Below are 26,446 nucleotides of genomic sequence, written 5' to 3'. Positions count from 1 at the left end.
GCGGTGGACTGCAATGGAGGAGAAGATGATGAATGGACTGCTTCGCGGCCTTACGGCCGCAACTGCCTTGGTTTCGCTTGCCACTGCCGCCGGCGCGCAAGATGTGTCGGGTGTCATCGGCGGTCTGCCGGCCGATTTGAAAGCGCAATACGACGGCGCGCCGCAGAAGGTGCTGCCTTCCGCCTGGGACAATTTCACCCCGCCGGCAAAACCCTGGAAATGGTGCCATTCGGAATCCTACCAGGGCAATCCGTGGCGAGTCTCGGTGACCAACGAGCTGAAGCGCCTGGTTGACGGCCTGATCGCCGACGGCACGGTTGCGAGCTTCGAGGTCTCGGACTCGAACAACGACGCCGCCCAGCAGATCAACCAGATCCGCGCCTTCATCGACAAGGGCTGCTCGATCATCACCTCGATCCCCGGCTCGGCCACCGCGCTGGACGAGGCGATCGACGCCGCCGCCGCCAAGGGCATCCCGTTCATCACGGCGGCCGGTTCGGTCACCAGCCCGAACGCCATCAACGTCGATTCCAACTATGCCCGCTGGGGCTATGACATGATGACGGCGATCGCCAAGGCCAAGCCGGACTCCAGCATCCTGCTGGTCGAGGGCATCGCCGGCCACCCGATCGTCGTGCAGGAGCGCGAGGGCGGCGACAAGGCGCTGGCGGAAAACACCGGCCTCAAGGTCGCCCGCTCGGTCAACGGAAACTGGACGGCCAACGTCACCAAGACCGTGGTGCTGCAGGCGATCGCCACCAACCCGGCGCCGATCGACGCCGTGTGGACCACCGGCAGCGAAAGCCGCGTCGTCGCCGAGGCGTTTTCGGAGGCCGGTCGCCCGGCGCCGCTGATCACCGGCTCGATCACCGGCGACGCGCTCGGCTACTGGAAGGCCAATCCGGAAAAATACCGCTTCGAGGGCCATGCCGTGCTGCCGGGCTGGACCGCGCAGACGCTGTTCCGCGTCGGCGTGCGCACGCTTGAAGGCCAGAAGCCAAAACTCAACACGCTGCTGATCCCGATCCCGCCGGTCCACAATGCCGATCTCGACAAATGGTACAAGGACTGCATGACGGCGGACGCCGTGTCGGTATTCCCGGTGCCGCCGACCGATCCGATGCCGGAAGAGTGGCTCGACGCGTATTTCGCCAACCCCGCGCCGACCAAGGGCTGGGATTATGCGAAGGTGCCCGACGCCTGCGCGAAGTAGGCTGATCACAGCTTTGACGAAGCCGGCCTGATCAAAGGCCGGCTTCGTGTTTGCATGAGGTATCTTGATATGCCGGGCGCTCCTTCGCACCCCCCTCTGTCCTGCCGGACATCTCCCCCCCAAGGGGGGAGATTGCGTCGGCCGATCTGGCTTGGCCACTCGCCAAGGCTGCAGGAAGAGCGGCTATGGCGAAGCTGCCAATCTCCCCCCTTGAGGGGGAGATGTCCGGTAGGACAGAGGGGGGTGCTACAGAGCGAGGATCGTAGCGATCTTTCTCCAACGTCCGGACTTGCCCATGCTTGAAGTCCGCGCCATCTCCAAACGCTACGGCGAGACCGTCGCGCTGTCGGGTGCTTCCATCGGCTTCCGCGCCGGCACGATCCACACCATCCTCGGCGAGAACGGCTCCGGCAAGAGCACGCTGGTGAAACTGCTTTCCGGTATCGTGCAGCCGGACGCAGGCCAAATCCTGCTCGGCGGAAAGCCGTTTTCGGGGCGCGACCCCGCGACCTTCCAGGCGGCGGGCTTTGCCACGGTTTTCCAGGAAGTGCTGATCGCGCCCGACCGCTCGGTGACCGACAACATTTTGCTTGGCCTTGACGGCCTCCTGAAACGCAACGTGCCGCGCAACCAGCGCAAGGCGCGGGCCGAAGCCGTGCTTGCGCGGTTCGCGCGCACGCAGGTGCCGCTGGATGCGCCGGCGGGCCTGCTGCCACTGGCGGCGCAGCAACTGGTCGTGCTGGCCCGCGCCGTGGTGCGCGTTCCAAAAATCCTGATCCTGGACGAGGTCACCGCGGCGCTCGACTTCGCCGACCGCGAGGCGGTGTTTTCGCTGATGCGCGAGCTGGCGGGGCAGGGCACGCTGATCCTGTTCATCACCCATCGCATGGACGAGGTGATGGGCCTGTCCGACCGCATCTCGATCCTGCGCGGCGGCAAGGTGGTGCGCACCGAGGAGCGCGGCGCCTCGACGCCGGCCGAATTGCTGAAGGCCATGGCGCCGCAGACGGCGGCGGAGTTGGCGCATGTCTGACCGCACCGTCCTGCATATCGATGGCGTCGGCCTGAAACCGGGCAGCGCCAGAACCTCGCAGACCATCGCGGGCGGCGAGATCGTCGGTCTGGCCGGTCTGGACGGCCATGGCCAGGAGACTTTTCTAAAAATGCTGGCCGGGCTGGAAGCGCCTTCAGCGGGCGCGATCTCGATCGACACGGCTGCTGGCCGGCGCGTGCCGGTCACCGGTTTCCGCAAGGCGGTCGCGAGCGGCATCGCCTACCTGCCGCGCGACCGGCGGGCGACGGGCATCTTTCCAACCCAGTCGGTGCTCGACAATTTTGCCATCTCGACGGTCGGCAAGGATGCGCGGATAGGGCTGATCAGCACGGCCGAGCGCCGCCGCCGCTACGAGACCTTTCGCGAAAAGCTGTCGATCCTGGCACCGAGGCCGGACGCGGCGATCACAACCCTTTCAGGCGGCAACCAGCAAAAGGTACTTCTCGCCCGCGCGCTGGCGCTGGAGCCGAAAGTGCTTCTGCTCAACGATCCCACGCGCGGTGTCGACGTCGCCACGCGGCACGTGCTGTACGACGTGTTCCGTGGGCTAGCGGCCGAGGGCATGGCTCTCGTCATCCTCTCCAGCGAGATCGAGGAGATTCTTGTGCTTTGTCATCGCGTCCTGGTTTTTCGCGAGCACGAGGTGGCGGCGGAAATGTCAGGTGCTGCCATGACCACCGATGCGGTGATTGCTGCCATGTTCGGGCGGGCGGCGTGATGACGTCATTTTGCGCTTTGTCGCACCCCCCTCTGTCCTGCCGGACATCTCCCCCGCAAGGGGGGAGATTGGCAGCGTCGGCCTTGCCGCTTTTCCCGCAACGTTGGCGGTTGGCGAAAGCCGAGCGGTCGGCTCAATCTCCCCCCTTAGGGGGGAGATGTCCGGCAGGACAGAGGGGGGTGCGAAGGGGCGCTCGCTTTAATCCGTGCAATAAACGGGAGCCCGCATGATCGGCTCGCTCTTCCGCAACGCCGGCTTCGCGCTGATCCTGCTGGTGGTGCTGCTGGCGATCAACCTGGTCCTCAACCCGGCGCGGTTTCATCCGGCCGCCTGGGGCACGCTGATCGGGCTGGCGGCGCCGCTGATCGGCGCGGCGGCGGCCTCGGCGCCGGTGATCCTGGCGGGCCGGGGCGGCATCGATATTTCCGTCGGGCCGCTGATGGGCTTCGTCAACGCCATCGTCATCCAAATGCTGTTCCTGAAGGCCGGCATCTCCTCGCCGTGGATCATCCTGCCGGCGGCGTTGCTGGTAGGCGCGGCGGTCGGTGCTGCCAACGGCTTCATGGCGACGGTGCTGCGCATCCAGCCGATCGTGGCGACGCTCGGCACATACCTGATCCTTGCCGGCGTGACGCTGACCATCCTGCCCGCGCCGGTCGGGCCGGCGCCGGCCTGGCTGAAGGCGCTTGCCGGGCCGCTGTCGATCCTGCCGCTGGCCGCGATCTTTTTTACCTGGTGGCTGGTGCGGCAGACGCCCTATTACGACCAACTCATGGCCGTCGGCAGCGACGACCGCGCCGCCTATACGGCCGGCGTGCCGGTCACAAAAGTGCGGTTCATCGCCTATGTGATGACCGGTATGCTGGCGGCGGTTGCCGGCCTGATGCTGACCGCGCTGATCGGCTCGGCCGACCCGAACATCGGCCCGACCTACACGCTGATCGCCATCGCGGCGGTGGCGCTGGGCGGCGTCAGCCTCGCCGGCGGCAAGGGCGGGTTGGTGGGGGCGGCGATCGGCGCCATCGACATTTTTCTGCTGCAAAGCCTGCTGACCGCCTTCAACGTCTCGACCTATGTGCTGCAGGTGGCTTACGGCACGATCCTGGTGGCCGCCGTCATGCTGACCGCGGTGCAGGAACGCCTGTCGGCCAGGAGGGCCGCGCGATGAGGTTGGACCGCGCCTTTTTCGCCAGCACCAACGGCCGCATCGCCGGCGCCTTCGCGGTCGCCATCCTGCTGCATGTCGTCGGTACGCTGCTGATCCCGGGATATTCAGCGCCCTTCGCCATCCGCGCCATCCTGGTGTTGGCCGCGTTGCTGGCGGTTGCCTCGATCGGCCAGACGCTGGTGGTGATCCTGGGCGGCATCGACCTGTCGATCCCCTTCGTCATCGGCTTCGCCAATGTCGTGGCGGCGCAGCTTTACGGGCAGGGCTGGCATTTTGTGCTGGTGTGCGCGGTGGTCGGCGTGCTGGCGATCGTCATAGGCGGGCTCAACGGCCTGATCTCGCGCGGGCTGGATATCCATCCGCTGATCGTCACGCTGGGTATCGGCATGATCGTGCAGGGGCTGGTGCTGCTGTGGACGAAGGGGTTTCCGTCGGGCTCTGCGCCGCCCGCCGTCTCGGCCTTCGTGTCGATCGGCGGCTCGGTCGGCCCGCTGCCGGTGCCGTGGCTGGTGCCCTGCGTCGCGCTGCTCACGGCGCTTATCGCGCTCGTGCTGGCGCGAACGCCCTATGGGCGGCGGCTCTACGTGCTGGGCAGCAATCCGGGCGCCGCACCCCTGGCGCTGATTGATCCCGTAAAGATGTGGGCGATGACCTATGCGGCAAGCGCCTTCTTCGCGGCGGTGGCCGGTGTGCTGCTGCTTGGCTTCACCGGCTCGGCCTATGGCGATGTCGGCCAGCCCTATCTGTTCCAGACCATCGCGGCGGTGGTGGTGGGCGGCGCAGCACTTGTGGGCGGGCGCGGCAGCTATCTCGGCACCATCGCCGGCGTGCTTGTCCTGACCGAGATCAACACGCTGCTGATCGGCCTGGGTTTTCAGCCGGCGGCGGTGCAGGCGGCGCTCGGGCTGATCATCGTGCTGCTGGTCTCGCTCTACGGCCGCGAGCGGCATGTCAGCACGACGATTTAGCCCGAACCGCGCGGTGATCAGTCTGGTACTTCGGCAGTCGCCGCGATAATTTGCGTCCATGGACATCGACACCGACAAGATTGACGATGCCGTCCTGGCGCTGCTGCAACTGACGCTGCACGACGGCAACCGCGCCTGGAAGGGGCACGATTGGGATGTGATGGATCGGCTCTACCAGAAGGGGCTGATCCACAATCCGGCGAACAAGGCGAAGTCTGTCGTCTTGACGGACGAAGGCTTGAGGCAATCCGAGCGCTTGTTCGAGGTGTTGTTTGGTCATTCGAAGGAGTGATTTCGCCGGCTTGCCGGTCGCCGACACCGCTCAGCGGAATTATTCCGCCGCCAAGTTGGAAGGTTCGATGCCAAGCCGCTTCAGCACGTCGAGGAGCGTTTCGATATCGGGTTCGGTATCGTCGACCAGCGCTTCGTAGAGCTTCTCGCGCGGTATGCCTGCCTCCTGCGCGATGCTGGTCATGCCGCGAGCGCGCGCAACGACGCCGATTGCATGGGCAATGTAGGGAGGGTGTCCGCTTTCCATCGCATCGGCCAGCAATTCGCGCTGCGCCTCGTCGCTGCCAAGATACTGCGAACTGTCGAATGGATATGTCTTGAGTGGCATTCATACCTCCTTGGCGAGCATCAGCGCGCGTCGGATATCGCGTTGTTGCGTGGACTTGTCGCCACCGCATAACAGGACAATGAGTCTACTCCCGTGGCGAATGAAGTAAAGGCGGTATCCTGGTCCGTGGTCGATGCGCATCTCGCCGATACCGTCGAAATATTTCACGTCGCCGAGTAATCCCGCCCTTGCCCGGTCGATTCGCTGCAAGATGCGGTTTCTGTCACGATTATCGGCGAGATCACCCACCCAAGCTACGAATTCCGCCGTCTGGGCGATTTCGAACATCTGAACGGTGACCCTCTTAGGCCGAAGTTGATTGTGCTTGCAGAACCCTACAAACCCCACACCCTCTTCGCATTGCCCGAAAACAGCTTTGTCCTTTCTTCCGCGCTGGCGCCGGCGACCAGCGCTTGCGTTGCCGCCAGCCAGGTCGACAGCCCGCCGCCCAGCGTGCAGACTGGCCAGTCGCTGCCCCAGACCACGCGGTCCCAGCCGAACACGCCGAGCGTATGTTCGACATAGGGGCGTAGCGTCTCGACCGTCCAGTTTTCGGGATCGGCATAGGCGACCACGCCTGAAACTTTTCCGATGACATTGGGGCGGCGCGCGATCTCCGTCATGGATTGCCGCCAGGCATGGATGTCGCCGGCCTTGATGTCCGGCACGCCGCAATGGTCGAGCACGAACTGCACGTCGGGCGCGAGGTCGATCAGGGCCATCGCCCGTTCGTGCTGGTGCGGGAAGACGCAGAGATCGAAGGTCAGGCCGGTGCCCGAAAGGCGCTTGATGTTCTGGCGGAACGTTGCACCCTCGGACAGGTCGTCGGGCAGTGTGTGGAGGATGCGGCGAAAACCCTTGACGAACGGATTGGCGCGGACCTTCTCGACATAAGCGGCGAAACCGTCGTCCTCGGGCCGGCAGGCGGCGATCTTGCCGACCAGCAGGCTGCCAGGCTCCTTGGCCTTGGCGACGACATAGTCTATCTCGGACTCGATGTCCTCCGGCGCGACGTCGACTTCCATGTGCAGCGTCTGCGAGATGCCGCCGCGCCTGGCCTCCCGCGCGTATTCCTCGTAGGAGAAAGTGCGGTTGAGCGCCGGAGCGCCTGCCAGCCACGGATAGCGTAGCGCCGACTGGTCGACGATGTGCAGATGGGTGTCGATGATCATTCTGGTCCTCCCCGACCTTTAGATATTTCGCTCACAGAAGAATTGAGCCTTCAAATAAGAAACTGGAGTTGCCGGCTCTACAAGGCCTGTGCCACATCGGAGCCGGCCAATCGCGAAAGCTGCTCGGCGGTCGCCAGCAAGAGCTCGATGGTCTGCGTGATATCCGGCGCCGAGGCCAGGTTGACCAGCGTGATATAGGGCACGGTGAGCGCCGCGATCGCCTTGCCATCGGGGCCGAGCACCGGGGCCGAGAGGTTGTAGACGCCGGCGGTCTGCAGGCTGGCCATCATCTCGTAGCCGCGGTCGCGGATCTGGTCGAGCCGGTTGAAGAATTCGGGCGGCTGCGCCGGCTTTTCTGTGCTGCGCAGCTGTTCGGAAATCATCATCTGCCGCTCCTCCTGCGGGCGGAAGGCAAGCAGGACGTGGCCTGAGCCGGTGTCGAACAGGCTGATATGCGAGCCGACGCGGATCGAGATTCCCCAGTATCCCGGCGCTTCCTGCTGGGCGATGACCACGGCCGAGCCACGGTCGAAGACGACGAGCTGGTTGGCCTGCCGCGAGGTTTCCGCCAGTTCACGCATCAGCGGGGTGGCGTAGGAGACCAGCCGGCGCACCGGCGCGTGAAGCTGGGCCAGGCCGAACAGTTTCAGCGTCAGCGAATAGCGGTCGCCGTCGGGCTTGGTCACGTAGCCGCGTTTCACCAGCCGGTCGAGCATGCGGTAGAACTCGTTGGGGCTGCGGCCGAGTTTTTTGGCGATCTCCGCCTGGGTCAGCCCGCCGTCGACGCCGGCCAGCAGTTCCAGGATGTCGAGGCCCTTGTCGAGCGCCGGCGCGCGATAGCGGTCCGATTCCTCGTCTTCCATGCGCACATCCTCCCCTGTGAATTCTCGCCTGCATATACGCACAAAGCAATCGCCAAAAGCAATTCGCGCTTGACCGATCCATGAAAATGATCTTTGTATATGAATGAAACACTCATTCATGGGCGTTTCAGGTTTTGACGCGGCGTGGCCGCGCCCAAGGGAGGATCGGATGAAGAGACTGCTTTCCGGCGTGTCAGCCGGGGTGATTGCATTGGCGCTTGGCGCAGGCGCGGCGTTCGCGCAGGACCTGCCGGGCAAGTTCGACGGCGTCACCATCGATGCAAAACTGATCGGCGGCCAGCAGTATGAGGCGCTCTATGCGCGCATCGCCGACTGGGAGAAGGCGACGGGCGCAAAAGTCAACGTCATCTCCAAGAAGAACCATTTCGAGCTGGACAAGGAGATCAAGTCCGACATTGCCACCGGCTCGATAAGCTGGTGCGTCGGCTCCAACCACTCGTCCTTCGCGCCGCAATATCCAGGCATCTACACCGATTTGACGGCGCTTCTGCCGAAGGCCGAGATCGACGCCTTCGTGCCCACCAACATCGCGGCGTCCACCATCGACGGCAAGCTGGTGATGCTGCCGCGCGCCCAGTTCGACGTGTCGGCGCTCTATTACCAGAAGAGCCTCTACAACGACGAAGCCAAGAAGGCCGCCTACAAGGCGAAGACTGGCGAGGAGCTGACCCCGCCGGATACCTGGGCCGACGTGACCAAGCAGGCGGAATTCTTCGCCTCGCCGCCGGATTTCTACGGCACGCAGTTTGCCGGCAAGGAAGAGGCGATCAACGGCCGCTTCTACGAGATGGTGATTGCCGAGGGCGGCGAATATCTCGACAAGGACAAGAAGCCGGTCTTCAATTCGGAAGCCGGCGTGCGGGCGCTTGACTGGTTCGTCAACCTCTACAAGGCCAAGGCCGTTCCGGCCGGCACCACCAACTATCTGTGGGACGATCTCGGCCAGGGCTTTGCCTCGGGCACCGTGGCGCTCAACCTCGACTGGCCGGGCTGGGCCGGCTTCTTCAACGACCCGAAAGCGTCCAAGGTCGCCGGCAATGTCGGCGTCAAGGTTCAGCCAAAAGGTTCGTCGGGCAAGCGCACCGGCTGGGCCGGCCATCACGGCTTCTCGGTGACCGAAAGCTGCGCCAACAAGGAGGCCGCCGCCTCGCTCGTCTGGTGGCTGACCAATGAAGACAGCCAGAAGCTGGAAGCCGCCGCCGGCCCGTTGCCGACCCGCACCGCCGTCTGGGAGTGGGACATCGAACAGGCTAAGGCCGATCCCTACAAGACCGAGGTCTTGAAGGCTTTCCAGGAAGCCGCCGCGAACGCCTTCGCCGTGCCGCAGACGCCGTCCTGGATCGAGATCTCCAACGCCGTCTATCCGGAACTGCAGGCTGCCATCCTCGGCGACAAGACCTCCAAGCAGGCGCTTGACGACGCGGCCGCCAAGGCGACGCAGATACTTGAGGACGCCGGGGAGTTGTGAGCCTCACGCTTACCCTCCCCCTTGCGGGGAGGGTGGCCCGCAGGGCCGGGTGGGGGTCTAAAGGTATCCTTATTCCGGTTTCACCCCCACCCCGTCTCACGATCTTCGCTTCGCTCCGATCGCTCGCCGACCCTCCCCGCAAGGGGGAGGGTGACACCGAGCCTCATCCACGTCATGCAAAACAGGACCACGATGAAAGGCTGGAGACCCTCCGCACCAACCTTGCTTCTCCTGCCGGCGATCATCGTGCTGGCGGCGGTGGTCGTCGTGCCGCTGCTGCTCTCCTTCTATTCCAGCTTCACGTCGTTCCGCCTCACCAAGCCCGAGACGTTCTTCGTCTTCGTCGGTTTCCGCAACTACGTCTCCATCCTTTCCGACTGGAATTTCTGGGTCGCCTTCGGCCGCACCGTGTTGCTGCTGACGGTGGCGCTCAATCTCGAAATGCTTCTGGGGCTCGGGCTGGCGCTGCTGGTCGAGAAGGCGACGCGCGGCCAGCGCGTGCTGCGCACGCTGATGATGTTCCCGATGATGTTCTCTCCGATCCTCGTCGGCTTCCAGTTCAAGTTCATGTTCAACGACAATATCGGCCTGGTGAACAACGCGCTGCAGGCGCTGGGCCTGACCGATCAGGCGATCCCGTGGCTGATCGAGGGGCATCTCGCCTTCATTGCCATCCTGACGGCCGAGATCTGGTCGTCGACCTCGGTCTTCGCGATCCTCATCCTTGCCGGCCTGCTCGCCATGCCGAAGGAACCGATCGAGGCGGCGCGCGTCGACGGCTGCACGCCATGGCAGACCTTTCGCTATGTCATCTGGCCCTTCGTCATGCCGTTCGCCTACATCGCCATGACCATCCGCTCGCTCGACGTGGCGCGCGCCTATGACATCGTGAAGATCATGACCGATGGCGGCCCGGCCGGCCGCACCGAGTTGTTGTGGACGCTGGTCGCCCGCACCGCCTACAGCGACGCCCGCATGGGGCTTGCCAACGCCATGGCCTACTTCTCGATCCTGCTGTCGATCCTGTTTACCGTGTATTTCTTCCGGAAGCTCGCCGCCGCGCGCAGCCAGATCGGAGCGGAGTGGTGACGATGGAGGACAACGCTTCCGCCGCGCTCAAGCGCCGTATCCTTAAGGTTGCTCATCTCGCGGGCCTGTTCCTGGCCATGCTCTTTATCTGCGTGCCCGGCGTCTGGATCGTGCTGTCGTCGCTGCGGCCGACGGTCGAGATCATGGCCAAGCCGCCGGTCTGGATTCCGCAGGAACTGTCCTTCGATGCCTATGTCTCGATGTTTTCCGGCATCGGCAAGGGCGGCATTCCGGTGCTGGACTATTTCCGCAACTCGCTGATCATCTCGGTTACCTCGACGGCGATCGCCGTCGCCATCGGCATGGCCGGCGGCTACGCCTTCGCCCGCTACCGGTTTCGCGGCAAGTCCGGCATGTTTTTGGGCCTTATGCTGACGCGCACCGTGCCCGGCATCGCGCTGTCGCTGCCGCTGTTCTTCGTCTACGCGCGGCTAGGCATCATCGACACGCATTTCGGCCTGATCCTCGCCTATGTGGCGCTGAACATCCCTTTCACCATCTGGCTGATCGACGGTTTCTTCCGGCAGGTGCCGAAGGATCTGGCGGAGGCCGCCCAGATCGACGGCTGCACGCCGTGGCAGGCTTTTTGGCAGGTGGAGTTTCCGCTGGCCGGGCCGGGGATCGCCTCGGCGGGGATCTTCGCCTTCCTGACCTCGTGGAACGAGTTCGCGCTCGCCTCGCAACTGACGCGATCGGTCAATTCCAAGACCTTGCCGGTCGGCCTGCTCGACTACACGTCCGAGTTCACCATCGACTGGCGCGGCATGTGCGCGCTGGCCGTGGTGATGATCGTGCCGGCGCTGACCCTCACCTTCATCGTCCAGAAACATCTCGTCGGCGGCCTGACGTCGGGCGCGGTGAAGGGGTGATGATGTTGCACAATAGGCCCCCTCCACCACGCTACGCGTGGTCCCCCTCCCCCGCTTCGCAGGGGAGGATCCGCGGCGGCACCGCCGGCATGCCCCTGATCCTCCCCCGTTTACGGGGGAGGGGGACCGCCGTAGGCGGTGGAGGGGGCGCAAGCCTGCAAATCCAAACTATTGGAACAGCCTGATGGCCACCGTCTCCCTTCAGAAACTCGAAAAACGCTACGGCGCGACGCCGGTCGTGCACGGCATCGACCTCGAAGTCGCCGACCGCGAGTTCATCGCGCTGGTCGGCCCGTCGGGATGCGGCAAGTCGACGACTTTGCGCATGATCGCCGGGCTGGAGCCGATCTCGGGCGGCGAGATCAGGATCGGCGGCAAGGTGGTCAACGACCTGCCGCCGCGCTCGCGCAACATCTCGATGGTGTTCCAGTCCTACGCGCTCTATCCGCACATGACGGTGCGCGAGAATATGGGCTTTTCGCTGAAGATTGCAGGGCGTCCGCAGCCGGAGATCGACAAGGCCGTCGCGCAAGCCGCCGGCATCCTCGGCCTGGAACAGCTTCTCGAACGCCGCCCGTCGCAGCTTTCCGGCGGCCAGCGCCAGCGTGTCGCCATGGGCCGGGCGATCGTGCGCAACCCGCAGGTTTTTCTCTTCGACGAGCCGCTCTCGAATCTCGACGCAAAGCTGCGCAGCCAGGTGCGCACCGAGATCAAGAAGCTGCACGCCCGCATGCAGACGACGATGATCTATGTCACCCATGACCAGGTGGAGGCGATGACCTTGTCCGACCGCATCGTCATCATGCGTGATGGCCATATCGAGCAGGTCGGCACGCCGGACGAGGTGTTCAAGCGTCCGGCGACGCGCTTCGTTGCCGGCTTCATAGGCTCGCCGCCGATGAATTTGCAGGAGGCAGTGGTTTATGACGGTGCGCTCGCCTTTCCGGGAGGCGCGACCCTGCCATTGCCGGTGCAGTTCAAGAACAGCGTCACCGCGGGCCAGAAGGTGGTGTTCGGCCTGCGCCCCGACGACATCTATCCCACCGGCCACGGCATCCATTCGGGCGAGGCGGCCGAGGTCCATGCGATCGAACTGCCGGTGGCGATAACCGAGCCGCTCGGCAACGAAACGCTGGTGTTCGCATCCTTCGACGGCAGGGAATGGGTTTCGCGCATGCTGAACCCAAAGCCGCTGAAACCGGGGGACCGTGTCGGCATGAGTCTGGACTTGAGCCAGGCGCATCTGTTCGATGCGGCGACGGGCAGGACGCTGAGGCGCTAAGGGAGGGCGACAGGATGGCACGGATCGAAAAAGTTGAATTGCGGATGGTGGACCTTGTTCCCAAGGTCGTGCGCACCGACGCCATCCAGAGTTTTGTCAGCCAGGAAACGCCGATCGTCACCATCACCGATTCCGATGGGGCGACCGGCACCGGCTATTCCTACACGATCGGCACCGGCGGCTCGTCGGTCATGCGGCTCCTGGCCGACCACCTCGCCCCGCGCATCATCGGCGACGATGCCGACATGATCGAGGCGATCTGGCACAGACTGGAATTCGCCACCCACGCCACCACCATCGGCGCGATCACGGCCATCGCGCTCTGCGCCATCGATACCGCGCTCTGGGATCTGCGGGCGAAGAAGCAGGGGCTGCCGCTGTGGAAGCTGGCCGGCGGCGCCAGGGACCGCTGCCCGCTTTACACCACGGAGGGCGGCTGGCTGCACATCGAGCCGGAGGCGCTGGTCGACGACGCGGTAGAGGCCAAGGCCAAGGGGTTCCGCGGCTCGAAGGTCAAGATCGGCAAGCCGAGCGGCGCCGAGGATTTTGCTCGTCTATCTGCTGTGCGCAAGGCGGTCGGCGACGGCTACGAGATCATGACCGACTGCAACCAGGGTTTTGCCGTCGACGAGGCGATCCGCCGGGCAGGGCGGCTGCGCGAGCTGGACCTTGCCTGGATCGAGGAACCGCTGCCGGCCGACGACATCGACGGCCATATCAGGCTCAACCGCTCCACTTCCACGCCCATCGCCGTCGGCGAGTCGCTCTATTCTATCAGACATTTTCGCGAGTACATGCAGAAGGGCGCCTGCTCGATCGTGCAGGTCGATGTCGGCCGTATCGGCGGCATCACGCCCTGGCTGAAGGTCGCCCATGTGGCGGAAGCCTTCGACATGCCGGTCTGCCCGCATTTCCTCATGGAACTGCATGTCAGCCTGGTCTGCGCCATCCAGAACGGCAAATATGTCGAGTACATTCCGCAACTCGATGATTTGACCGGCAAGCACATGGAGATCGTCGACGGCCACGCCCTCGCCCCTTCCGAACCCGGCCTCGGCATCGACTGGGACTGGGACGCGCTGAAGCGCCTGAGCGTTTCCGAGTTCACCAGAGAGATTTTGGGGAGGAAGTGACATGCAGCGCATGGGAAGCATTCTGGGCATCAAGCCCGAGGCGATCGCCGAATACAAGCGCATCCACGCCGACGTCTGGCCGGAGGTTCTGGCGACCATCGCCGCTTGCGGCATCAAGAACTACACGATCTTCCTGAAGGAGCCGGAAAACCTGCTTTTCGCCTATTTCGAATATCACGGCACGGATTTCGCCGCCGACTCCGCCAAGATGGCCGCCGATCCGAAGACCCAGGAATGGTGGTCGATCTGCATGCCCATGCAGGCCCCGCTGGAGACGCGCAAGGACGGCGAGTGGTGGGCGCAGATGGAAGATGTGTTTCATGTGGATTAGCGCTGACGTCCCCCTCCCCCTTGAGGGGAGGGTCCGGCCGAAGGCCGGGGGAGGGGTTGCCGCGGCAGTGCTCGGCGCCTCTTCTTGCACCGCCGAGTCAGAAGGTCGGCGCGCGGCCGCACGGACCCCCTCTGGCCGCTTCGCGTCCATCTCGCCCTCAAGGGGGGAGAGGAGGTTGGCGTACGGCCGCGTGGACCCCACCCGGCCCTTCGGGCCGTCCTTCGGACCCCCTCAAGGGGGAGGGAAAGCGCCATGACCTTCTCCCCATCCTCCCTCGCCCAATCCTGGCCCGCCCCCTCAAACCCGCGCCCGGTGGTCACCTTCGGCGCCGGCTCGATCGTCGGCGATGCGCACTATCCCGCCTACCGGAAGAGCGGCGTGCCGATCGCCGGGCTCTACGACCCCGACCGCGCCAAGGCTGAAAAACTCGCCGCCGCCTGGGGCGTAAAAGCGTTTGCCTCGGTCGCCGAGGCGGCGGCGGTCGAGAACGCCATCTTCGACCTCGCTACGCCGCCAGACCGCCATGCGAAGGTGCTTGCCGCGCTGCCGGACGGCTCCGCCGCGCTGATCCAGAAGCCGATGGGCGCCGACCTTGCCGGCGCCACGGAGATCCTGAAGATTTGCCGGCAAAAGAAGCTCGTCGCGGCCGTCAATTTCCAGCTTCGATTCGCGCCGATGATGCTCGCCTTGAAGGACGCGATCGCCAAAGGCTGGCTCGGCGAGGTGGTCGATTTCGATGCGCTTCTGGCGCTCGACACGCCTTGGCATCTGTGGGAATTCCTGCTCAAGGCGCAGCGCGTCGAGATCGCGCTGCATTCGATCCATTATCTCGACCTGATCCGCCAGCTTCTCGGCGACCCGCAGGGCGTGCACGCGAAAACGCTCGGCCATCCCAGCCACACGGTGGCGCAGACGCGCACCAGCGCCATCCTCGACTATGGCGATCGCCTGCGCTGCAACCTCTCGATCAACCACGACCACAAGTTCGGCCGCAAATACCAGGCCTGCGAGTTCCGCATCTGCGGCACCGAGGGCGCGGCCTACCTCAAGCTCGGCGTCAATCTCGACTATCCCAGGGGCGAGCCGGACATTCTTGAAATCTATCCGAAGGGCGGTGACGGTTGGGTGAACGTGCCGTTGTCGGGCACCTGGTTCCCGGACGGTTTCGTCGGCCGCATGGCCAATCTGCAGCGTTTCGTCGCCGGCGAGGATGCCGAACTGGTGAGTTCGGTTGAGGATTCCTGGTCGACCATGGCGCTGGTTGAGGCCGCCTATCAATCGAGCGCCGCGCCGGCTACGCCGATAGCTGAAAGGCCCTGAAATGGAGCAGGTTACCTATTTCGAGGACTATGAAATCGGCTTCTCGCGCACCACGCTCGGCCGCACCATCACCGAGACCGACTTCGTCGTCCATGCCGGGCACACCGGCGACTTCTTTCCGCACCACATGGACGCCGAATACATGAAGACGACGCCGTTCGGGCAGCGTATCGCCCACGGCACCATGGTGTTTTCCATTGGCGTCGGCCTGACCGCTAGCGTCATCAATCCGGTCGCCTTTTCCTACGGCTACGACCGGCTGCGCTTCATCCGGCCGGTCTTCATCGGCGACACGATCAAGACGCGCGCCACCATCACCGCCAAGGAGGACGATCCGAAGCGCCCGGACGCCGGCCGCGTGATCGAGCGCAACGAAGTGATCAACCAGCGCGGCGAGGTCGTTCTGGCGGCGGACCATATCTATGTCGTCGAGCGGCGGCCGAAGGATGTGCAATAGGAGCGGTGCGCGATGGGTCTTGTGAATGGTGAATGGTGAATGGTGAATGGTAGAAGTATCACTGCCGCGTTTGCCTAGTTGACCAGCCGGTTTCCAACCGGCCTCTACCATTCACCATTCACCATTCACCATTCACCATTCACCATTCACCATTCACCATTCACCAACACCGGCGCCGAACATTTCAAAGGGCCAACACAATGACAGACCTCACCGGAAAGATCGTCCTCATCACCGCCGCCGCGCAAGGCATCGGCCGCGCCTCGGCGCTTGCCTTCGCCCGCGCCGGCGCAATCGTGCATGCGACCGACATCAACGAGAAGGCGCTCGCCGAACTCGCGGGCGAGACGGATATTTCGATCCGCAAACTCAATGTGCTGGACGATGCCGCCGTCAGCGCGGCGGTGGCCGAGATCGGCCGCGTCGACGTGCTCTTCAACTGCGCCGGCTTCGTCCATGCCGGTTCGATCCTTGAGATGCCGGACTCTGATCTCGACTTCGCCTTCGACCTCAATGTCCGCGCCATGGTGCGCACCATCCGCGCCGTGCTGCCGGGCATGCTGGAGCGCGGCGACGGCGCGATCGTCAACATGGCGTCGGTCGCCTCCAGCATGAAGGGCGTGCCCAACCGCTTTGCTTACGGCGTCACCAAAGCAGCCGTCATCGGGCTGACCAAGTCGGTCGCCGCCGATTATGTCGGCAAGGGCATCCGCTGCAACGCGATCTGCCCCGGCACGGTGGAAAGCCCGTCCTTGCAGGACCGCCTGCGCGCCCAGGGCGACTATGACGCAGCCCGCACCGCCTTCATCTCGCGCCAGCCAATCGGCCGCCTAGGCGCGCCGGAAGAGATCGCCGACCTCGCCGTCTACCTCGCCGGCGCGACCTACACGACCGGGCAGGCCTATGCCATCGACGGCGGCTGGACGATCTGAGTTAGGACGCCGGCACTCCGGCGAGAGCAAGACTGACGGACAAAAAAATGACCCGCATAACCGGCCTGCGTACCCACGACCTCCGCTTCCCGACCTCGCAGAGCCTGGACGGATCGGACGCGATGAATCCGGATCCGGATTATTCCGCCGCCTATGTCGTGCTGGAAACCGACGGCGGCTTCGAGGGCCACGGCCTGACCTTCACCATCGGCCGCGGCAACGACATCTGCTGCCTTGCCATCAAGGCGATGACGCATCTGCTGGTCGGCCTCGAACTGGACTGGATCCGCGAAGACCCCGGCCGCTTCTGGCGGCATGTCACGGGCGACAGCCAGCTGCGCTGGATCGGCCCGGACAAGGGCGCCATGCATCTGGCGACCGGCGCGGTGGTCAACGCGGTCTGGGACCTGCTGGCAAAACAATCCGGCAAGCCGGTGTGGCGGCTGGTCGCGGAGATGAGCCCGGAAGAGATCGTGAAAATCGTTGACTTCCGCTACCTGACCGACGCGCTGACGCCGGACGAGGCGCTGAAAATCCTGCGCCGCGCCGAACCTGGCAAGGCGGAGCGCATCGCCATCCTGGAGCGCGAGGGCTACGCCTGCTACACGACATCGGCCGGCTGGCTCGGCTACGACGACGACAAGCTGCGGCGGCTCTGCCAGGTGGCGGTCGACGCGGGTTTCAACCATGTGAAGATGAAGGTCGGCCGTGATCTGCAGGACGATATTCGCCGGCTAACGATCGCGCGCGCGGTGCTCGGTCCCGACCGCTACATGATGATCGACGCCAACCAGGTCTGGGAGGTCGGGCAGGCGGTCGACTGGGTGAAGAAGCTGGCTTTCGCAAAGCCCTATTTCATCGAGGAGCCGACCAGTCCTGACGATGTGGCCGGCCATAAAACCATCCGCGAGGCGGTGGCGCCGATCAAGGTCGCCACCGGCGAGATGTGCCAGAACCGCATCATCTTCAAGCAGATGATCGCCGGCGGCGCCATCGACATCGTGCAGATCGACGCCTGCCGCATGGGCGGCTTGAACGAGGTGCTGGCGGTACTGCTGATGGCCGCCAAATATGGCCTGCCGGTGTGGCCGCATGCGGGGGGCGTGGGGCTCTGCGAATATGTGCAGCACCTGTCGATGATCGACTATGTCGCTGTCTCGGGCACGAAGGAGGGCAGGGTGATCGAATATGTCGACCATCTGCACGAGCATTTTGTCGAACCCTGCGTGATCGAAAACGCTGCCTACATGCCGCCGAAGCTGCCGGGTTTTTCCATCGAGATGAAGCCGGATTCTATCGAGGCGTATGAGTTCGGGAAGGTGGCTGAATAGGTGCGTCCTTCGAGGCTCGCCAGTTGACGATTGTTCCACATTTTCAACATCGTGCGGGCTCGCACCTCAGGATGAGGACGGGCGGGGCTGCAACGCTCATCTGCACCGAACGCGCACGTACACTCATCAGATACCAACGGCTATTATTTCGGCAGCGCCAAGGAACGAACCGTTCTGCGCCAAGGAATGAACAGTTCTGCCTCGACGATTAGCGGCCCAGCTCCGCCTGTCCTCATCCTGAGGTGCGAGCCCGCACAACGTTCCAGAAATGGTGAAAGCCTTTGCGAGCGAGCCTCGAAGGACGCACCCTCAAGCCTCTCTAAATCAACCCGGCCCCCGCGAGATCCCGCATCAGCCGGCTTGCCCCATAAGTCCACGGCGCGCATTCGGTCGAAAGCCGCACGCGATTGGTCAGCGCGCCGAGCTTTTCCGTGGTGATGGTAACGATGTCGCCGCCGTGATGCGTAAAGCCCTTGCCTTTCTCGCCGCGGTCCTTCGACGGCACGAACATGGTGCCGAGATAGAGCGCCATGCCGTCCGGATATTGATGGTGGCGTCCCATTGCGGCGGCGACCAGTTCTTCCGGCGAGCGGCTGATCTCGGCCATCGAGCTTGAGCCTTCGAGCGTGAACCCGTCTTCGCCCTCGACCTTCAAAGAGACCTTGGCCGATTTCACGTCGGCGATCGAAAAGGTCTCGTCGAACAGGCGGATGAAAGGCCCGAGCGCGGCGGACGCATTGTTGTCCTTGGCTTTTCCGAGCAGCAGCGCCGAGCGGCCCTCGACGTCGCGCAGGTTCACGTCGTTGCCGAGGGCGGCGCCGATGATCTTTCCGCTGCTGGCGGCGATCACCGCGATCTCCGGTTCCGGATTGTTCCAGGTCGAAACCGGGTGCAGCCCGACATCCGCGCCGAAGCCGACCGAGGCCATGGGCTGGCATTTGGTGAAAATCTCGGCGTCCGGGCCGATGCCGACCTCCAGATATTGCGACCAGGCGCCGCGCTCGATCAGTTTTCGCTTGATCTCCATGGCTTCGGGCGAACCCGGCTTCAGCTTCGACAAATCGTGGCCGATCAGCGTGGCGATATCGGCACGGATGGCATCGGCCTTTTCAGGATTGCCGCGCGCCTGTTCCTCGATGACGCGCTCCAGCAGGCTGACGACGAAAGTCACGCCTGAAGCCTTCACCGCATGCAGGTCGACAGGAGAGAGCAGGTAGGGTTTTGCCGCGTCACGGCCGGCCTCGATGCTGTTTTCGGCAATTTGCGCAACTGGCCCGAGGGGCCGGCCCGTCGCTGCTTTGACATAGCCGGCGGGATCATCCATCTCGCAGATATCACGTACCAGGGGCGCCTCCTTCGAGGTGATATCGACGACCTCGCCGCCGCGCACCGTGACCACCAGCGGATGCGGCGTTCCGGCCGCGCGCGCCCGGCCGACAAAGACACCCTCGCCGGGCAGTTGCAGCAGATCGGTCATGGTCTCTCCCCGTCGTGAATTGCCCGGCCTCTGGCCGGCGGCGCATACTACCCAGTTTCGCCGGGACTGCGAGGGCTGGACCAAACAAAGATTGGCGGTTTCCACATTCGAGGCGCTTGACCGGCGACACGCGGTCGGGATCATGCGCCCGACGATCCGCTGCCTAAATCGACACAGCCAGAGCCAGCGATGCCGCATTTGCCGACCGAATATCCCGATTTCGGCCTGACGCCCGAGCAGCGGCGTCACGCCGTCTATGGCCATTATTACGAATATCCCGGCATGGATGGCGAGCGCGGCGAGATCTGGGGCTACACCGACCGCTTTTCCTACGCGCCGGGCGACGTCGTAACCTTGTTCGTCAGTTCCACGGCCGACCGCTTCGACATGGAACTGGCGCGCGACGGCGCGGAACTGGTCAAGGTTTTTGAAAAGTCCGGTCTCGCCTCGCGCTGGCAGGACACGCCCGACCAGTGCTCGGTAGAGGGTTGCGGATGGCAGCCGACATTCGAATTCGCCATCGGTGCCGATTGGCCGTCCGGCGCCTATCGCATGACGCTGACCGCCGAAGGCCGAGACGGGCAGCCGATCGTCAGCCACCATCTTTTCATCGTCCGCCCACTTGCGGGGAAAAAAACGGGCCGCATCCTGCATATCGCCGCCACCGGCTCGTGGACGGCCTACAACACCTGGGGCGGGTCGAACCATTACCAGGGCATCACCGGCCCGGAGCGCAACCAGTTCGCCACAAGGGCGAGCACGCAGCGCCCCTGGTGCCGGGGTTTCATCATGCTGCCGGAAGACGCGCCGCGTGTGCCGATCGAGGTCAACCTGCCGCCAATGACCGAACCGCGCTATCCGCATATGGAATGGGCTTTCGCGACGGGCCATTCGAAGAAATACGCCTCCGCCGGCTGGGCGAGTTATGACGGGCTGTTCTTCAAATGGGCCGAGCGGCAGGGTTATGCGATCGATCTCGCCACCCAGCACGAGCTGCATTTCGCGCCCGAGATTTTGCAGGATTATGACTGTGCGGTTTTCGTCGGCCATGACGAATACTGGACCTGGGAAATGCGCGACGCGGTCGACGATTTCGTCGAGCGGGGCGGGCGCGCCGCCCGCTTCGCCGGCAATTTCTTGTGGCAGACCCGGCTGGAGGACGAGGGCCGCGCGCAGATCTGCTACAAGTACCGCGCCCGCGCCGAAGACCCGGTCTATCGCGGCGCCGACACCAGCCGCACCAGCAATGCCTGGGAGGCGCCCGAGGTCGGGCGCCCCGGCACCTCGACTTTCGGCCTCAACGCCATGGCGGGCGTCTATGCCGGCTGGGGCGGCTGCATCCCGCGCGGCGTGCGCGGTTTCCCGATCTACCGGCCGGAGCATTGGGCGTTCCGCAACACCGGGCTCTATTATGGCGACGTGCTCGGCCAGGAGAGCCACATCTACGGCTACGAGGTCGACGGCCTCGACTTCACCATGAAGCGCGGGCTGCCTTATCCGACCGGCGAGGGCAATCCGCCCGAAGGTATCCAGATCCTTGGCCTCGGCATGGCCTCGCTGGTCGAGGAAAACGCCGACGTGCCGCCCGGCTGGCTGAATGACGAGGACGCTGTCTTCACCGCCGAGACGCTTTATGGCGAGGCGACGCCCGAGGCGATGGACAAGGTCAAGCGCGGCAACGGCATGATCGTCAATTTTTCGAAAGGCAAGGGCGAGGTCTTCCATGCCGGCACCTGCGAATGGGTCGCCGGGCTGCTGCGCAAGGACGCAATGGTCGAGCAGGTGACCCGCAACGTGCTGGACCGGTATCTGGGCAGGTAAGCTAGGGGTGCAGCGAGTGGCCTGCCGCTTCGAATCTTCTCGAACGTTTCGGCTCGCTACACGATTGACGGCTCTGCTTCAAAGTCGGTCCCGGATCACGGACGGGGATGTGACATGGTGGATTCGGATCGGATCGACAGACTGATCGCTGCGGTGCCTCCCGCCTTGGCGCTTCGCGCCGGGCTGGATCTTGGCATCTTCACCCGGCTAGGCGGCAGTGCGATGACTGCCGACAGCCTTGGGGCCGCGCTCAAAGTCGAGCCCGATCGGCTCTCGCGGCTTCTTTACGCGCTGGCCAGCATCGGTCTGCTCGAAGTCAAGGATGGTCAATTTCGCAACGGAGCCGAAGCGTCGGCCTTTCTCGACGCGTCCAAGCCGACCTATCGCGGCGGTGATCATGCGCTTCTGCGCGAGCTTTGGGGAGCCGATCTGCTGACCGCCGACTCGCTGCGGCAGAACCGGCCGGCCGCGTTGCACGACTTTTCCGAAGCGGGGCCAGAGTCGGCGGCAGCCTTCAGCCGCATGCTAGCACCGGGCGGGCTGATTTTCGGTCGACATCTGGCTCGAGAGATCGATCTCTCGGCGATCGGTTCGGTGATCGACATCGGCGGAGGCGCCGGGACCATTCTGGTCGGACTTCGCGAGCGGTGGCCGCACCTTGCGGCGACGCTGATGGAACTCCCGACGGTCGCGGCGGTCGCGCCAAAAATCCTGTCGGAATATGGCGCAGACGACGTGGTTGTCGAAGAGGGGGATATAACGGTCGCGCCTTCGATCGGCCGGCACGATCTGGCGATCCTGAAGGCCGTCGTCCAGGTTCTTCCGCCGGATCAGGCGCGCAGTGCTATCCTGAACGCTGCGCGTTGCCTCACACCCTGTGGCGAGATCGCAATCGCGGGGTCAGGTGTCGTCGATGACGACCGCCTCGGCCCGCCCGAAGGAGTCTTTCTGAATCTTACCTTCCTCAACCTTTATCGCCACGGCGAATCCTACACCGAAGGCCAGTATCGCGCCTGGATGGCGGAGGCCGGATTCCGCGATATCTCCCGGTCGCGCCTGCCGGGCGGCTCTAACTTGTTTCGCGCGCGCCTCGCAGACTGATCCTGGCTAAGCGGTAGGTTTCGAACCCAAGGCTGCCCGAGGCCCACGGCCCTCTCCCGGGAGCGCTGCAACCTTCAGCACCGCGCGCTGGCTCAGTGACCCGCCTTACGAACTCGGCTACCACACATGCCCAGACCGCCATTTGCGGCACAGGAAACCTCTCATGGACCAGCAGACCCGCCCCTCCAACCTCTTCTACCTCGCCAGCCTGCGCCGGCCGGTGGTCGACCGTGCCGAGGGCATCTACCTGTGGACGCAGGACGGGCGGCGTTTCATCGACGGCTCCAGCGGCCCGGTCGCGGTCAATCTCGGCTATTCCAATCCGGCGGTGCTGGAGGCGATGCGCCGGCAGATGGAAAAGACCACTTTTGCTTACCGCCTGCATTTCGAGAATGAGCCGGCCGAGCAACTGGCCACCACCATCGCCGAGCGGATGCCGGGCGGGCTCGACCGCATCTTCTTCGTCTCGGGCGGGTCGGAAGCCGTCGAATCCTGCCTGAAACTCGCCCGCCAATGGGCGGTGGCCACCGGCCAGGCCAGCCGCTGGAAAGTGATCGCCCGCATGCCGTCCTATCATGGCGGCACCTATGGTTCACTGGCGGTCACCGGCGACGGGCTGCTGACCGACACCTTCGCCGACCAGATGCGTGTCATGCCCACCGTGCCGGCGCCGACCGCCTATCGCGACCGCGACAATCTCTCGCTGGAGGAGCGCGGCCTGCGCTACGCCGACATGCTGGAGGAAAGGATTCTGGCCGAGGGACCGGAAAGCGTGCTTGCCTTCATCATGGAGCCGATCGGCGGCGCGGCCACCGGCGCGCTGGTGGCGCCCGACAGCTACTATCCGCGCATCCGCGAGATCTGCGACCGCTACGGCATCCTGCTGATTCATGACGAGGTGATGAGCGGCATCGGCCGCACCGGCAAATTTTTGGGCGGCGACCACTGGAACTGCCGCCCGGACATCGTCTCGCTGTCCAAGGGCATCGGCTCCGGCTATGTGCCGCTCGGCGCGCTGGCGGCACCCGGCCGCATTGTCGAGCCGGTGCTGAAGATGGGCGGTTTCCAGCACGGCCACACCTATGCCGGCAATCCGCTGGCCTGCGCGGCCGGTCTGGCGATCATGGGCGAGATGGACCGGCTGGACCTCACCGCCAACGCCGCTGCCATGGGCGAGCTGGTGCTGGACGGCCTGCGCGGCTTGGCGCAGCGATTCCCGTTCATCGCCGACGTGCGCGGAAAGGGCTTGATGGCTGCGGTCGAATACGCCGACCGGGAGACGTTCGAGCCTCTGCGCGCCGACTGGAAGATCGGCCAGCGCGTGCTGGATGCCGCCTATGCGCGCGGCCTGATCGTCTATTCGCGCCGGGTCAAGGGCGGCGTGCAGGGCGACTACACCATGGTCGCGCCGCCGCTCATCGTCACGGCGCAAGAGGTCGGCGAGATTATTTCCATTCTCGGCGACTCGATCGAGGCGGTGGCGCGTGACCTCGGTTTGCCGGTCGAAGGCTGAGGGTCGCGATCATGGCAAAGCCGGCCCGGAAAGTCGTCATCACCTGCGCCGTCACCGGCTCGGTCCACACGCCGACCATGTCGCCGCATCTTCCGGTCACGCCCGACGAGATCGCCGCCGAGGCCGTCGCCGCGGCTGAGGCCGGCGCGTCGATCCTGCATCTGCACGCCCGCGACCCGAAGGACGGGCGCCCGACCGCCGACCCGGATGTGTTCATGCAGTTTCTGCCGCGCATCAAGCAGGCGACCGACGCGGTCATCAACATCTCGACCGGCGGCTCCTCGCTGATGACGCTGGACGAGCGGCTGGCCGCCTCGATCCAGGCTGAGCCGGAAATGTGCTCGCTCAACATGGGCTCAATGAATTTCGGCCTGTTCCCGATGCTCGACCGCCCGCGCGAATGGAAGCACGACTGGGAGCCGAAACTGGTGGAGGCGACGCGCTCCACCATCTTCAAGAACACGTTTGCCGATATCGAGGACATTCTCGTCCGCCTCGGCAAGGGTTTCGGCACGCGCTTCGAATTCGAGTGCTACGATGTCGGCCATCTCTACTCGCTGGCCCATTTCCGTGACCGGAAACTTGTCGAGCCGCCCTTCTTCATCCAGTTCGTGCTGGGCATTCTTGGCGGTATCGGCGCCGATCCGGACAACCTCACCCACATGAAGCGGATCGCCGACGGGCTGTTCGGCGAGGACTACCGCTTCTCGGTGCTGGCCGCCGGCCGCGCCCAGATGCCGCTGATCACCATGGCGGCGACGATGGGCGGCAATGTCCGCGTCGGGCTGGAAGACAGCCTCTATGACGGCTCCGGCCTCGCCCGTTCGAACGCCGACCAGGTGCGGCGTATCCGGGGTATCCTGGAAGCACTGTCCCTCGACGTGGCGACACCAGCCGAAGCGCGGGAAATGCTGTCGCTGAAGGGCGGCGACAGGGTGGCGTTCTAACCATGATGATCGCTTGATGTCTGCGCCTCCATCCAGTCCCCGGAAAATCCATCTCCGCCCCGCAACCGTGGCGGACGCGCCCTATATGCACTCCGCGCTGCTCGGCATCGCCCGCACCGTCGACGAACTCGACAAGGTGCGCTGCGAGGTTGCCGATCTCATCGAATACGGCTTTGGCACGGCCCCGCATTTCGAGGCGGTCATCGCCGAGGTGGACGGCGTTCCGGCCGGCATGTGCCTGTTCTTCCCCAGTTTTTCGACCTGGTTCGGGAGGCCGGGCGCCTATGTGCAGGATCTCTATGTCGAGGATCGCTTCCGCGGGCTGGGCATCGGCGCCAAACTGCTGCGCCGCGTCGCGGCGATCGTGCGCGACCGCGGCGGCGTCTATATGCGCCTGTCGGTCGATACCGAGAACTTCGCCGCCCAGGGCTTTTACACACGGCTCGATATGAAATTCTCCGACACCGAGCAGGTCCATGCGGCTTATGACGACGCATTCCTGAACCTCGCCGCCGCCGACTGCCCGCCGGGCGGAACTTTGACGAAGGGGACGCCATGAAAGCCTTCTATGCCGCCGAGCAGAAACGGCACGACCCGAAAGCCTTCCTGTCGAGCGGCGCGCCGCAGCCGAACCCGGAGCAGCCGGAGCGCGTCGAACGGCTGCTGGCGGGCGCGAGGAAGGCGGGCTGTTCGATCGAGCGGCCGAACGACTACGGCCTCGGGCCGATCGCCGCCATCCACACGCCGGAATATGTCGATTTCCTGAAACACATTTATCCACGGTGGCAGCGCATTGAAGGCGCGTCGGAGGAGGTGATCCCCAACATCCACCCGATCGTGCGCACCGGCTCCTATCCCGCCTCCGCCGTCGGCCAGGCCGGCTACCACATGGCCGACACCGCCTGTCCGATCTCGGCCGAAACCTTTGAAAGTGCCTGCTGGAGCGCTTGGTCGGCGGTGGCTGCCAGCGACGCTGTGCTGGCCGGCGCGCCCTCGGCCTACGCACTCTGCCGCCCGCCGGGGCACCACGCCTTCGCCGATGTCGCCGGCGGCTTCTGCTTCCTCAACAACTCTGCCATCGCCGCCCAGCATCTGCGCCGCAGCGCCGCCCGCGTCGCGATACTCGATGTCGACCTGCATCACGGCAACGGCACGCAAGGCATTTTTTATGCCCGCCCGGATGTGCTGACGGTCTCCCTCCACGCCGATCCGGTGCGCTTCTACCCGTTCTTCTGGGGTCATGCCGACGAACGCGGCGAGGGGCCGGGGCTTGGCTACAATCTCAACCTGCCGCTGCCCCGCAAGTCCGGCGACAAAGCCTTTCTCGAAGCTCTCCAGACGGCCTTCCGTCGTATAAACGCCTTTGCGCCGGAAGCGCTGGTCGTCGCGCTCGGCCTCGACGCCTTCGAGGGCGACCCGTTAGGCGGGCTGTCGGTCTCGACGTCCGGTTTCTCGCGCATCGCAGGCGCGATTGCCGGGCTGAACCTGCCGACGGTCATCGTTCAGGAGGGCGGTTATCTCTGTGACGCGCTGGGCGATAATCTGAGCTCGTTCCTGACGGGGTTTGGCGGGTGAGCCG

Annotated in this window: 27 protein-coding genes; 22 read left to right on the top strand and 5 right to left on the bottom strand. The window is 64.6% G+C overall.

What is annotated here, in order from left to right:
• Window positions 1-25 precede the first annotated feature (25 nt).
• The 6 genes from ACSBOB_RS29275 (at window position 26) to ACSBOB_RS29250 (ending at window position 5,413) form a co-directional block, all read left to right on the top strand.
• Window positions 26-1,213, top strand: a complete 1,188-nt coding sequence (locus tag ACSBOB_RS29275; RefSeq protein WP_442579538.1) for an ABC transporter substrate-binding protein — start codon at window positions 26-28, stop codon at window positions 1,211-1,213.
• Window positions 1,214-1,508: 295 nt separating this feature from the next.
• Window positions 1,509-2,246, top strand: a complete 738-nt coding sequence (locus ACSBOB_RS29270) for an ATP-binding cassette domain-containing protein (RefSeq protein WP_442579537.1) — start codon at window positions 1,509-1,511, stop codon at window positions 2,244-2,246.
• On the top strand, window positions 2,239-2,985 hold the full coding sequence (locus ACSBOB_RS29265) for an ATP-binding cassette domain-containing protein (protein ID WP_442579536.1): 747 nt from the start codon (window positions 2,239-2,241) through the stop codon (window positions 2,983-2,985). The genes ACSBOB_RS29270 and ACSBOB_RS29265 overlap by 8 nt, the downstream gene beginning before the upstream one ends.
• 226 nt (window positions 2,986-3,211) lie before the next feature.
• A complete protein-coding gene (locus ACSBOB_RS29260; protein WP_442579535.1) occupies window positions 3,212-4,153 on the top strand; it encodes an ABC transporter permease in 942 nt (313 codons plus the stop codon).
• Entirely contained in the window at window positions 4,150-5,121 is a 972-nt protein-coding gene (locus tag ACSBOB_RS29255; protein WP_442579534.1) for an ABC transporter permease, read from the top strand. Before ACSBOB_RS29260 ends, ACSBOB_RS29255 begins: the two co-directional genes overlap by 4 nt.
• Before the next feature lie 58 nt (window positions 5,122-5,179).
• Entirely contained in the window at window positions 5,180-5,413 is a 234-nt protein-coding gene (locus ACSBOB_RS29250) for a DUF6429 family protein (protein WP_442579533.1), read from the top strand.
• Between the two features lie 39 nt (window positions 5,414-5,452).
• Here the strand turns inward: ACSBOB_RS29250 and ACSBOB_RS29245 are convergent, their stop codons facing one another.
• The 4 genes from ACSBOB_RS29245 to ACSBOB_RS29230 form a co-directional block, all read right to left on the bottom strand.
• Window positions 5,453-5,740, bottom strand: a complete 288-nt coding sequence (locus tag ACSBOB_RS29245; RefSeq protein WP_442579532.1) for an addiction module antidote protein — start codon at window positions 5,738-5,740, stop codon at window positions 5,453-5,455.
• Window positions 5,741-6,028, bottom strand: coding sequence for a type II toxin-antitoxin system RelE/ParE family toxin (locus ACSBOB_RS29240; RefSeq protein WP_442579531.1), 288 nt, complete (start codon window positions 6,026-6,028; stop codon window positions 5,741-5,743).
• Window positions 6,029-6,075: 47 nt separating this feature from the next.
• Window positions 6,076-6,912, bottom strand: a complete 837-nt coding sequence (locus ACSBOB_RS29235; protein WP_442579530.1) for an amidohydrolase family protein — start codon at window positions 6,910-6,912, stop codon at window positions 6,076-6,078.
• 77 nt (window positions 6,913-6,989) lie between these two features.
• The gene (locus ACSBOB_RS29230; RefSeq protein WP_442579529.1) at window positions 6,990-7,775 is read right to left on the bottom strand and encodes an IclR family transcriptional regulator; all 786 of its coding nucleotides are present in this window, start codon (window positions 7,773-7,775) and stop codon (window positions 6,990-6,992) included.
• 169 nt (window positions 7,776-7,944) lie between these two features.
• Between ACSBOB_RS29230 and ACSBOB_RS29225 the strand changes: the two genes are divergently transcribed.
• From ACSBOB_RS29225 to ACSBOB_RS29180, 10 genes are all read left to right on the top strand, one after another.
• Entirely contained in the window at window positions 7,945-9,264 is a 1,320-nt protein-coding gene (locus tag ACSBOB_RS29225; RefSeq protein WP_442579528.1) for a sugar ABC transporter substrate-binding protein, read from the top strand.
• Between the two features lie 192 nt (window positions 9,265-9,456).
• Window positions 9,457-10,353, top strand: coding sequence for a carbohydrate ABC transporter permease (locus ACSBOB_RS29220; RefSeq protein WP_442579527.1), 897 nt, complete (start codon window positions 9,457-9,459; stop codon window positions 10,351-10,353).
• Between the two features lie 2 nt (window positions 10,354-10,355).
• The gene (locus ACSBOB_RS29215) at window positions 10,356-11,222 is read left to right on the top strand and encodes a carbohydrate ABC transporter permease (protein ID WP_442579526.1); all 867 of its coding nucleotides are present in this window, start codon (window positions 10,356-10,358) and stop codon (window positions 11,220-11,222) included.
• 184 nt (window positions 11,223-11,406) lie between these two features.
• On the top strand, window positions 11,407-12,504 hold the full coding sequence (locus tag ACSBOB_RS29210; protein ID WP_442579525.1) for an ABC transporter ATP-binding protein: 1,098 nt from the start codon (window positions 11,407-11,409) through the stop codon (window positions 12,502-12,504).
• A gap of 14 nt (window positions 12,505-12,518) precedes the next feature.
• Entirely contained in the window at window positions 12,519-13,637 is a 1,119-nt protein-coding gene (locus ACSBOB_RS29205; protein WP_442579524.1) for a mandelate racemase/muconate lactonizing enzyme family protein, read from the top strand.
• 1 nt (window position 13,638) lies between these two features.
• The gene (locus ACSBOB_RS29200; protein ID WP_442579523.1) at window positions 13,639-13,968 is read left to right on the top strand and encodes an L-rhamnose mutarotase; all 330 of its coding nucleotides are present in this window, start codon (window positions 13,639-13,641) and stop codon (window positions 13,966-13,968) included.
• 252 nt (window positions 13,969-14,220) lie between these two features.
• Window positions 14,221-15,288: a Gfo/Idh/MocA family protein gene (locus tag ACSBOB_RS29195; RefSeq protein ID WP_442579522.1), complete on the top strand. Its 1,068-nt coding sequence runs from the start codon at window positions 14,221-14,223 to the stop codon at window positions 15,286-15,288.
• A gap of 1 nt (window position 15,289) precedes the next feature.
• Entirely contained in the window at window positions 15,290-15,745 is a 456-nt protein-coding gene (locus tag ACSBOB_RS29190) for a MaoC/PaaZ C-terminal domain-containing protein (RefSeq protein WP_442579521.1), read from the top strand.
• Window positions 15,746-15,945: 200 nt separating this feature from the next.
• Window positions 15,946-16,677 (top strand): SDR family oxidoreductase, encoded by a 732-nt coding sequence (locus ACSBOB_RS29185; RefSeq protein ID WP_442579520.1) that lies wholly within the window; start codon window positions 15,946-15,948, stop codon window positions 16,675-16,677.
• 47 nt (window positions 16,678-16,724) lie between these two features.
• A complete protein-coding gene (locus ACSBOB_RS29180) occupies window positions 16,725-18,008 on the top strand; it encodes an L-fuconate dehydratase (RefSeq protein ID WP_442579519.1) in 1,284 nt (427 codons plus the stop codon).
• A gap of 319 nt (window positions 18,009-18,327) precedes the next feature.
• Here the strand turns inward: ACSBOB_RS29180 and ACSBOB_RS29175 are convergent, their stop codons facing one another.
• Window positions 18,328-19,485 (bottom strand): fumarylacetoacetate hydrolase family protein, encoded by a 1,158-nt coding sequence (locus ACSBOB_RS29175; RefSeq protein ID WP_442579518.1) that lies wholly within the window; start codon window positions 19,483-19,485, stop codon window positions 18,328-18,330.
• Between the two features lie 189 nt (window positions 19,486-19,674).
• Between ACSBOB_RS29175 and ACSBOB_RS29170 the strand changes: the two genes are divergently transcribed.
• From ACSBOB_RS29170 to ACSBOB_RS29145, 6 genes are all read left to right on the top strand, one after another.
• Entirely contained in the window at window positions 19,675-21,306 is a 1,632-nt protein-coding gene (locus tag ACSBOB_RS29170) for a N,N-dimethylformamidase beta subunit family domain-containing protein (protein WP_442579517.1), read from the top strand.
• Window positions 21,307-21,528: 222 nt separating this feature from the next.
• Window positions 21,529-22,407 (top strand): methyltransferase, encoded by an 879-nt coding sequence (locus ACSBOB_RS29165; protein ID WP_442579516.1) that lies wholly within the window; start codon window positions 21,529-21,531, stop codon window positions 22,405-22,407.
• A gap of 163 nt (window positions 22,408-22,570) precedes the next feature.
• Window positions 22,571-23,920, top strand: coding sequence for an aminotransferase family protein (locus tag ACSBOB_RS29160; protein WP_442579515.1), 1,350 nt, complete (start codon window positions 22,571-22,573; stop codon window positions 23,918-23,920).
• Between the two features lie 11 nt (window positions 23,921-23,931).
• Window positions 23,932-24,867 (top strand): 3-keto-5-aminohexanoate cleavage protein, encoded by a 936-nt coding sequence (locus ACSBOB_RS29155; protein ID WP_442579514.1) that lies wholly within the window; start codon window positions 23,932-23,934, stop codon window positions 24,865-24,867.
• Window positions 24,868-24,952: 85 nt separating this feature from the next.
• On the top strand, window positions 24,953-25,426 hold the full coding sequence (locus tag ACSBOB_RS29150) for a GNAT family N-acetyltransferase (RefSeq protein WP_442579513.1): 474 nt from the start codon (window positions 24,953-24,955) through the stop codon (window positions 25,424-25,426).
• Window positions 25,423-26,442, top strand: a complete 1,020-nt coding sequence (locus ACSBOB_RS29145) for a histone deacetylase family protein (protein WP_442579512.1) — start codon at window positions 25,423-25,425, stop codon at window positions 26,440-26,442. The genes ACSBOB_RS29150 and ACSBOB_RS29145 overlap by 4 nt, the downstream gene beginning before the upstream one ends.
• Window positions 26,443-26,446 lie beyond the last annotated feature (4 nt).

Origin of the sequence: Mesorhizobium sp. KACC 23794 (genome assembly GCF_052180275.1) — a bacterium.
Lineage (GTDB): Bacteria > Pseudomonadota > Alphaproteobacteria > Rhizobiales > Rhizobiaceae > Kumtagia.
The sequence above is the reverse complement of the archived record's forward strand: the minus strand, read 5'-3'. Positions and strand labels throughout refer to the sequence as shown.

Bases quoted from the DNA above. Each gene is read 5' to 3' on its own strand.
- ACSBOB_RS29275 (WP_442579538.1), top strand. From the start codon at position 26: ATGATGAATGGACTGCTTCGCGGCCTTACGGCCGCAACTGCCTTGGTT.
- ACSBOB_RS29270 (WP_442579537.1), top strand. From the start codon at position 1,509: ATGCTTGAAGTCCGCGCCATCTCCAAACGCTACGGCGAGACCGTCGCG.
- ACSBOB_RS29265 (WP_442579536.1), top strand. From the start codon at position 2,239: ATGTCTGACCGCACCGTCCTGCATATCGATGGCGTCGGCCTGAAACCG.
- ACSBOB_RS29260 (WP_442579535.1), top strand. From the start codon at position 3,212: ATGATCGGCTCGCTCTTCCGCAACGCCGGCTTCGCGCTGATCCTGCTG.
- ACSBOB_RS29255 (WP_442579534.1), top strand. From the start codon at position 4,150: ATGAGGTTGGACCGCGCCTTTTTCGCCAGCACCAACGGCCGCATCGCC.
- ACSBOB_RS29250 (WP_442579533.1), top strand. From the start codon at position 5,180: ATGGACATCGACACCGACAAGATTGACGATGCCGTCCTGGCGCTGCTG.
- ACSBOB_RS29245 (WP_442579532.1), bottom strand. From the start codon at position 5,740: ATGCCACTCAAGACATATCCATTCGACAGTTCGCAGTATCTTGGCAGC.
- ACSBOB_RS29240 (WP_442579531.1), bottom strand. From the start codon at position 6,028: ATGTTCGAAATCGCCCAGACGGCGGAATTCGTAGCTTGGGTGGGTGAT.
- ACSBOB_RS29235 (WP_442579530.1), bottom strand. From the start codon at position 6,912: ATGATCATCGACACCCATCTGCACATCGTCGACCAGTCGGCGCTACGC.
- ACSBOB_RS29230 (WP_442579529.1), bottom strand. From the start codon at position 7,775: ATGGAAGACGAGGAATCGGACCGCTATCGCGCGCCGGCGCTCGACAAG.
- ACSBOB_RS29225 (WP_442579528.1), top strand. From the start codon at position 7,945: ATGAAGAGACTGCTTTCCGGCGTGTCAGCCGGGGTGATTGCATTGGCG.
- ACSBOB_RS29220 (WP_442579527.1), top strand. From the start codon at position 9,457: ATGAAAGGCTGGAGACCCTCCGCACCAACCTTGCTTCTCCTGCCGGCG.
- ACSBOB_RS29215 (WP_442579526.1), top strand. From the start codon at position 10,356: ATGGAGGACAACGCTTCCGCCGCGCTCAAGCGCCGTATCCTTAAGGTT.
- ACSBOB_RS29210 (WP_442579525.1), top strand. From the start codon at position 11,407: ATGGCCACCGTCTCCCTTCAGAAACTCGAAAAACGCTACGGCGCGACG.
- ACSBOB_RS29205 (WP_442579524.1), top strand. From the start codon at position 12,519: ATGGCACGGATCGAAAAAGTTGAATTGCGGATGGTGGACCTTGTTCCC.
- ACSBOB_RS29200 (WP_442579523.1), top strand. From the start codon at position 13,639: ATGCAGCGCATGGGAAGCATTCTGGGCATCAAGCCCGAGGCGATCGCC.
- ACSBOB_RS29195 (WP_442579522.1), top strand. From the start codon at position 14,221: ATGACCTTCTCCCCATCCTCCCTCGCCCAATCCTGGCCCGCCCCCTCA.
- ACSBOB_RS29190 (WP_442579521.1), top strand. From the start codon at position 15,290: ATGGAGCAGGTTACCTATTTCGAGGACTATGAAATCGGCTTCTCGCGC.
- ACSBOB_RS29185 (WP_442579520.1), top strand. From the start codon at position 15,946: ATGACAGACCTCACCGGAAAGATCGTCCTCATCACCGCCGCCGCGCAA.
- ACSBOB_RS29180 (WP_442579519.1), top strand. From the start codon at position 16,725: ATGACCCGCATAACCGGCCTGCGTACCCACGACCTCCGCTTCCCGACC.
- ACSBOB_RS29175 (WP_442579518.1), bottom strand. From the start codon at position 19,485: ATGACCGATCTGCTGCAACTGCCCGGCGAGGGTGTCTTTGTCGGCCGG.
- ACSBOB_RS29170 (WP_442579517.1), top strand. From the start codon at position 19,675: ATGCCGCATTTGCCGACCGAATATCCCGATTTCGGCCTGACGCCCGAG.
- ACSBOB_RS29165 (WP_442579516.1), top strand. From the start codon at position 21,529: ATGACTGCCGACAGCCTTGGGGCCGCGCTCAAAGTCGAGCCCGATCGG.
- ACSBOB_RS29160 (WP_442579515.1), top strand. From the start codon at position 22,571: ATGGACCAGCAGACCCGCCCCTCCAACCTCTTCTACCTCGCCAGCCTG.
- ACSBOB_RS29155 (WP_442579514.1), top strand. From the start codon at position 23,932: ATGGCAAAGCCGGCCCGGAAAGTCGTCATCACCTGCGCCGTCACCGGC.
- ACSBOB_RS29150 (WP_442579513.1), top strand. From the start codon at position 24,953: ATGCACTCCGCGCTGCTCGGCATCGCCCGCACCGTCGACGAACTCGAC.
- ACSBOB_RS29145 (WP_442579512.1), top strand. From the start codon at position 25,423: ATGAAAGCCTTCTATGCCGCCGAGCAGAAACGGCACGACCCGAAAGCC.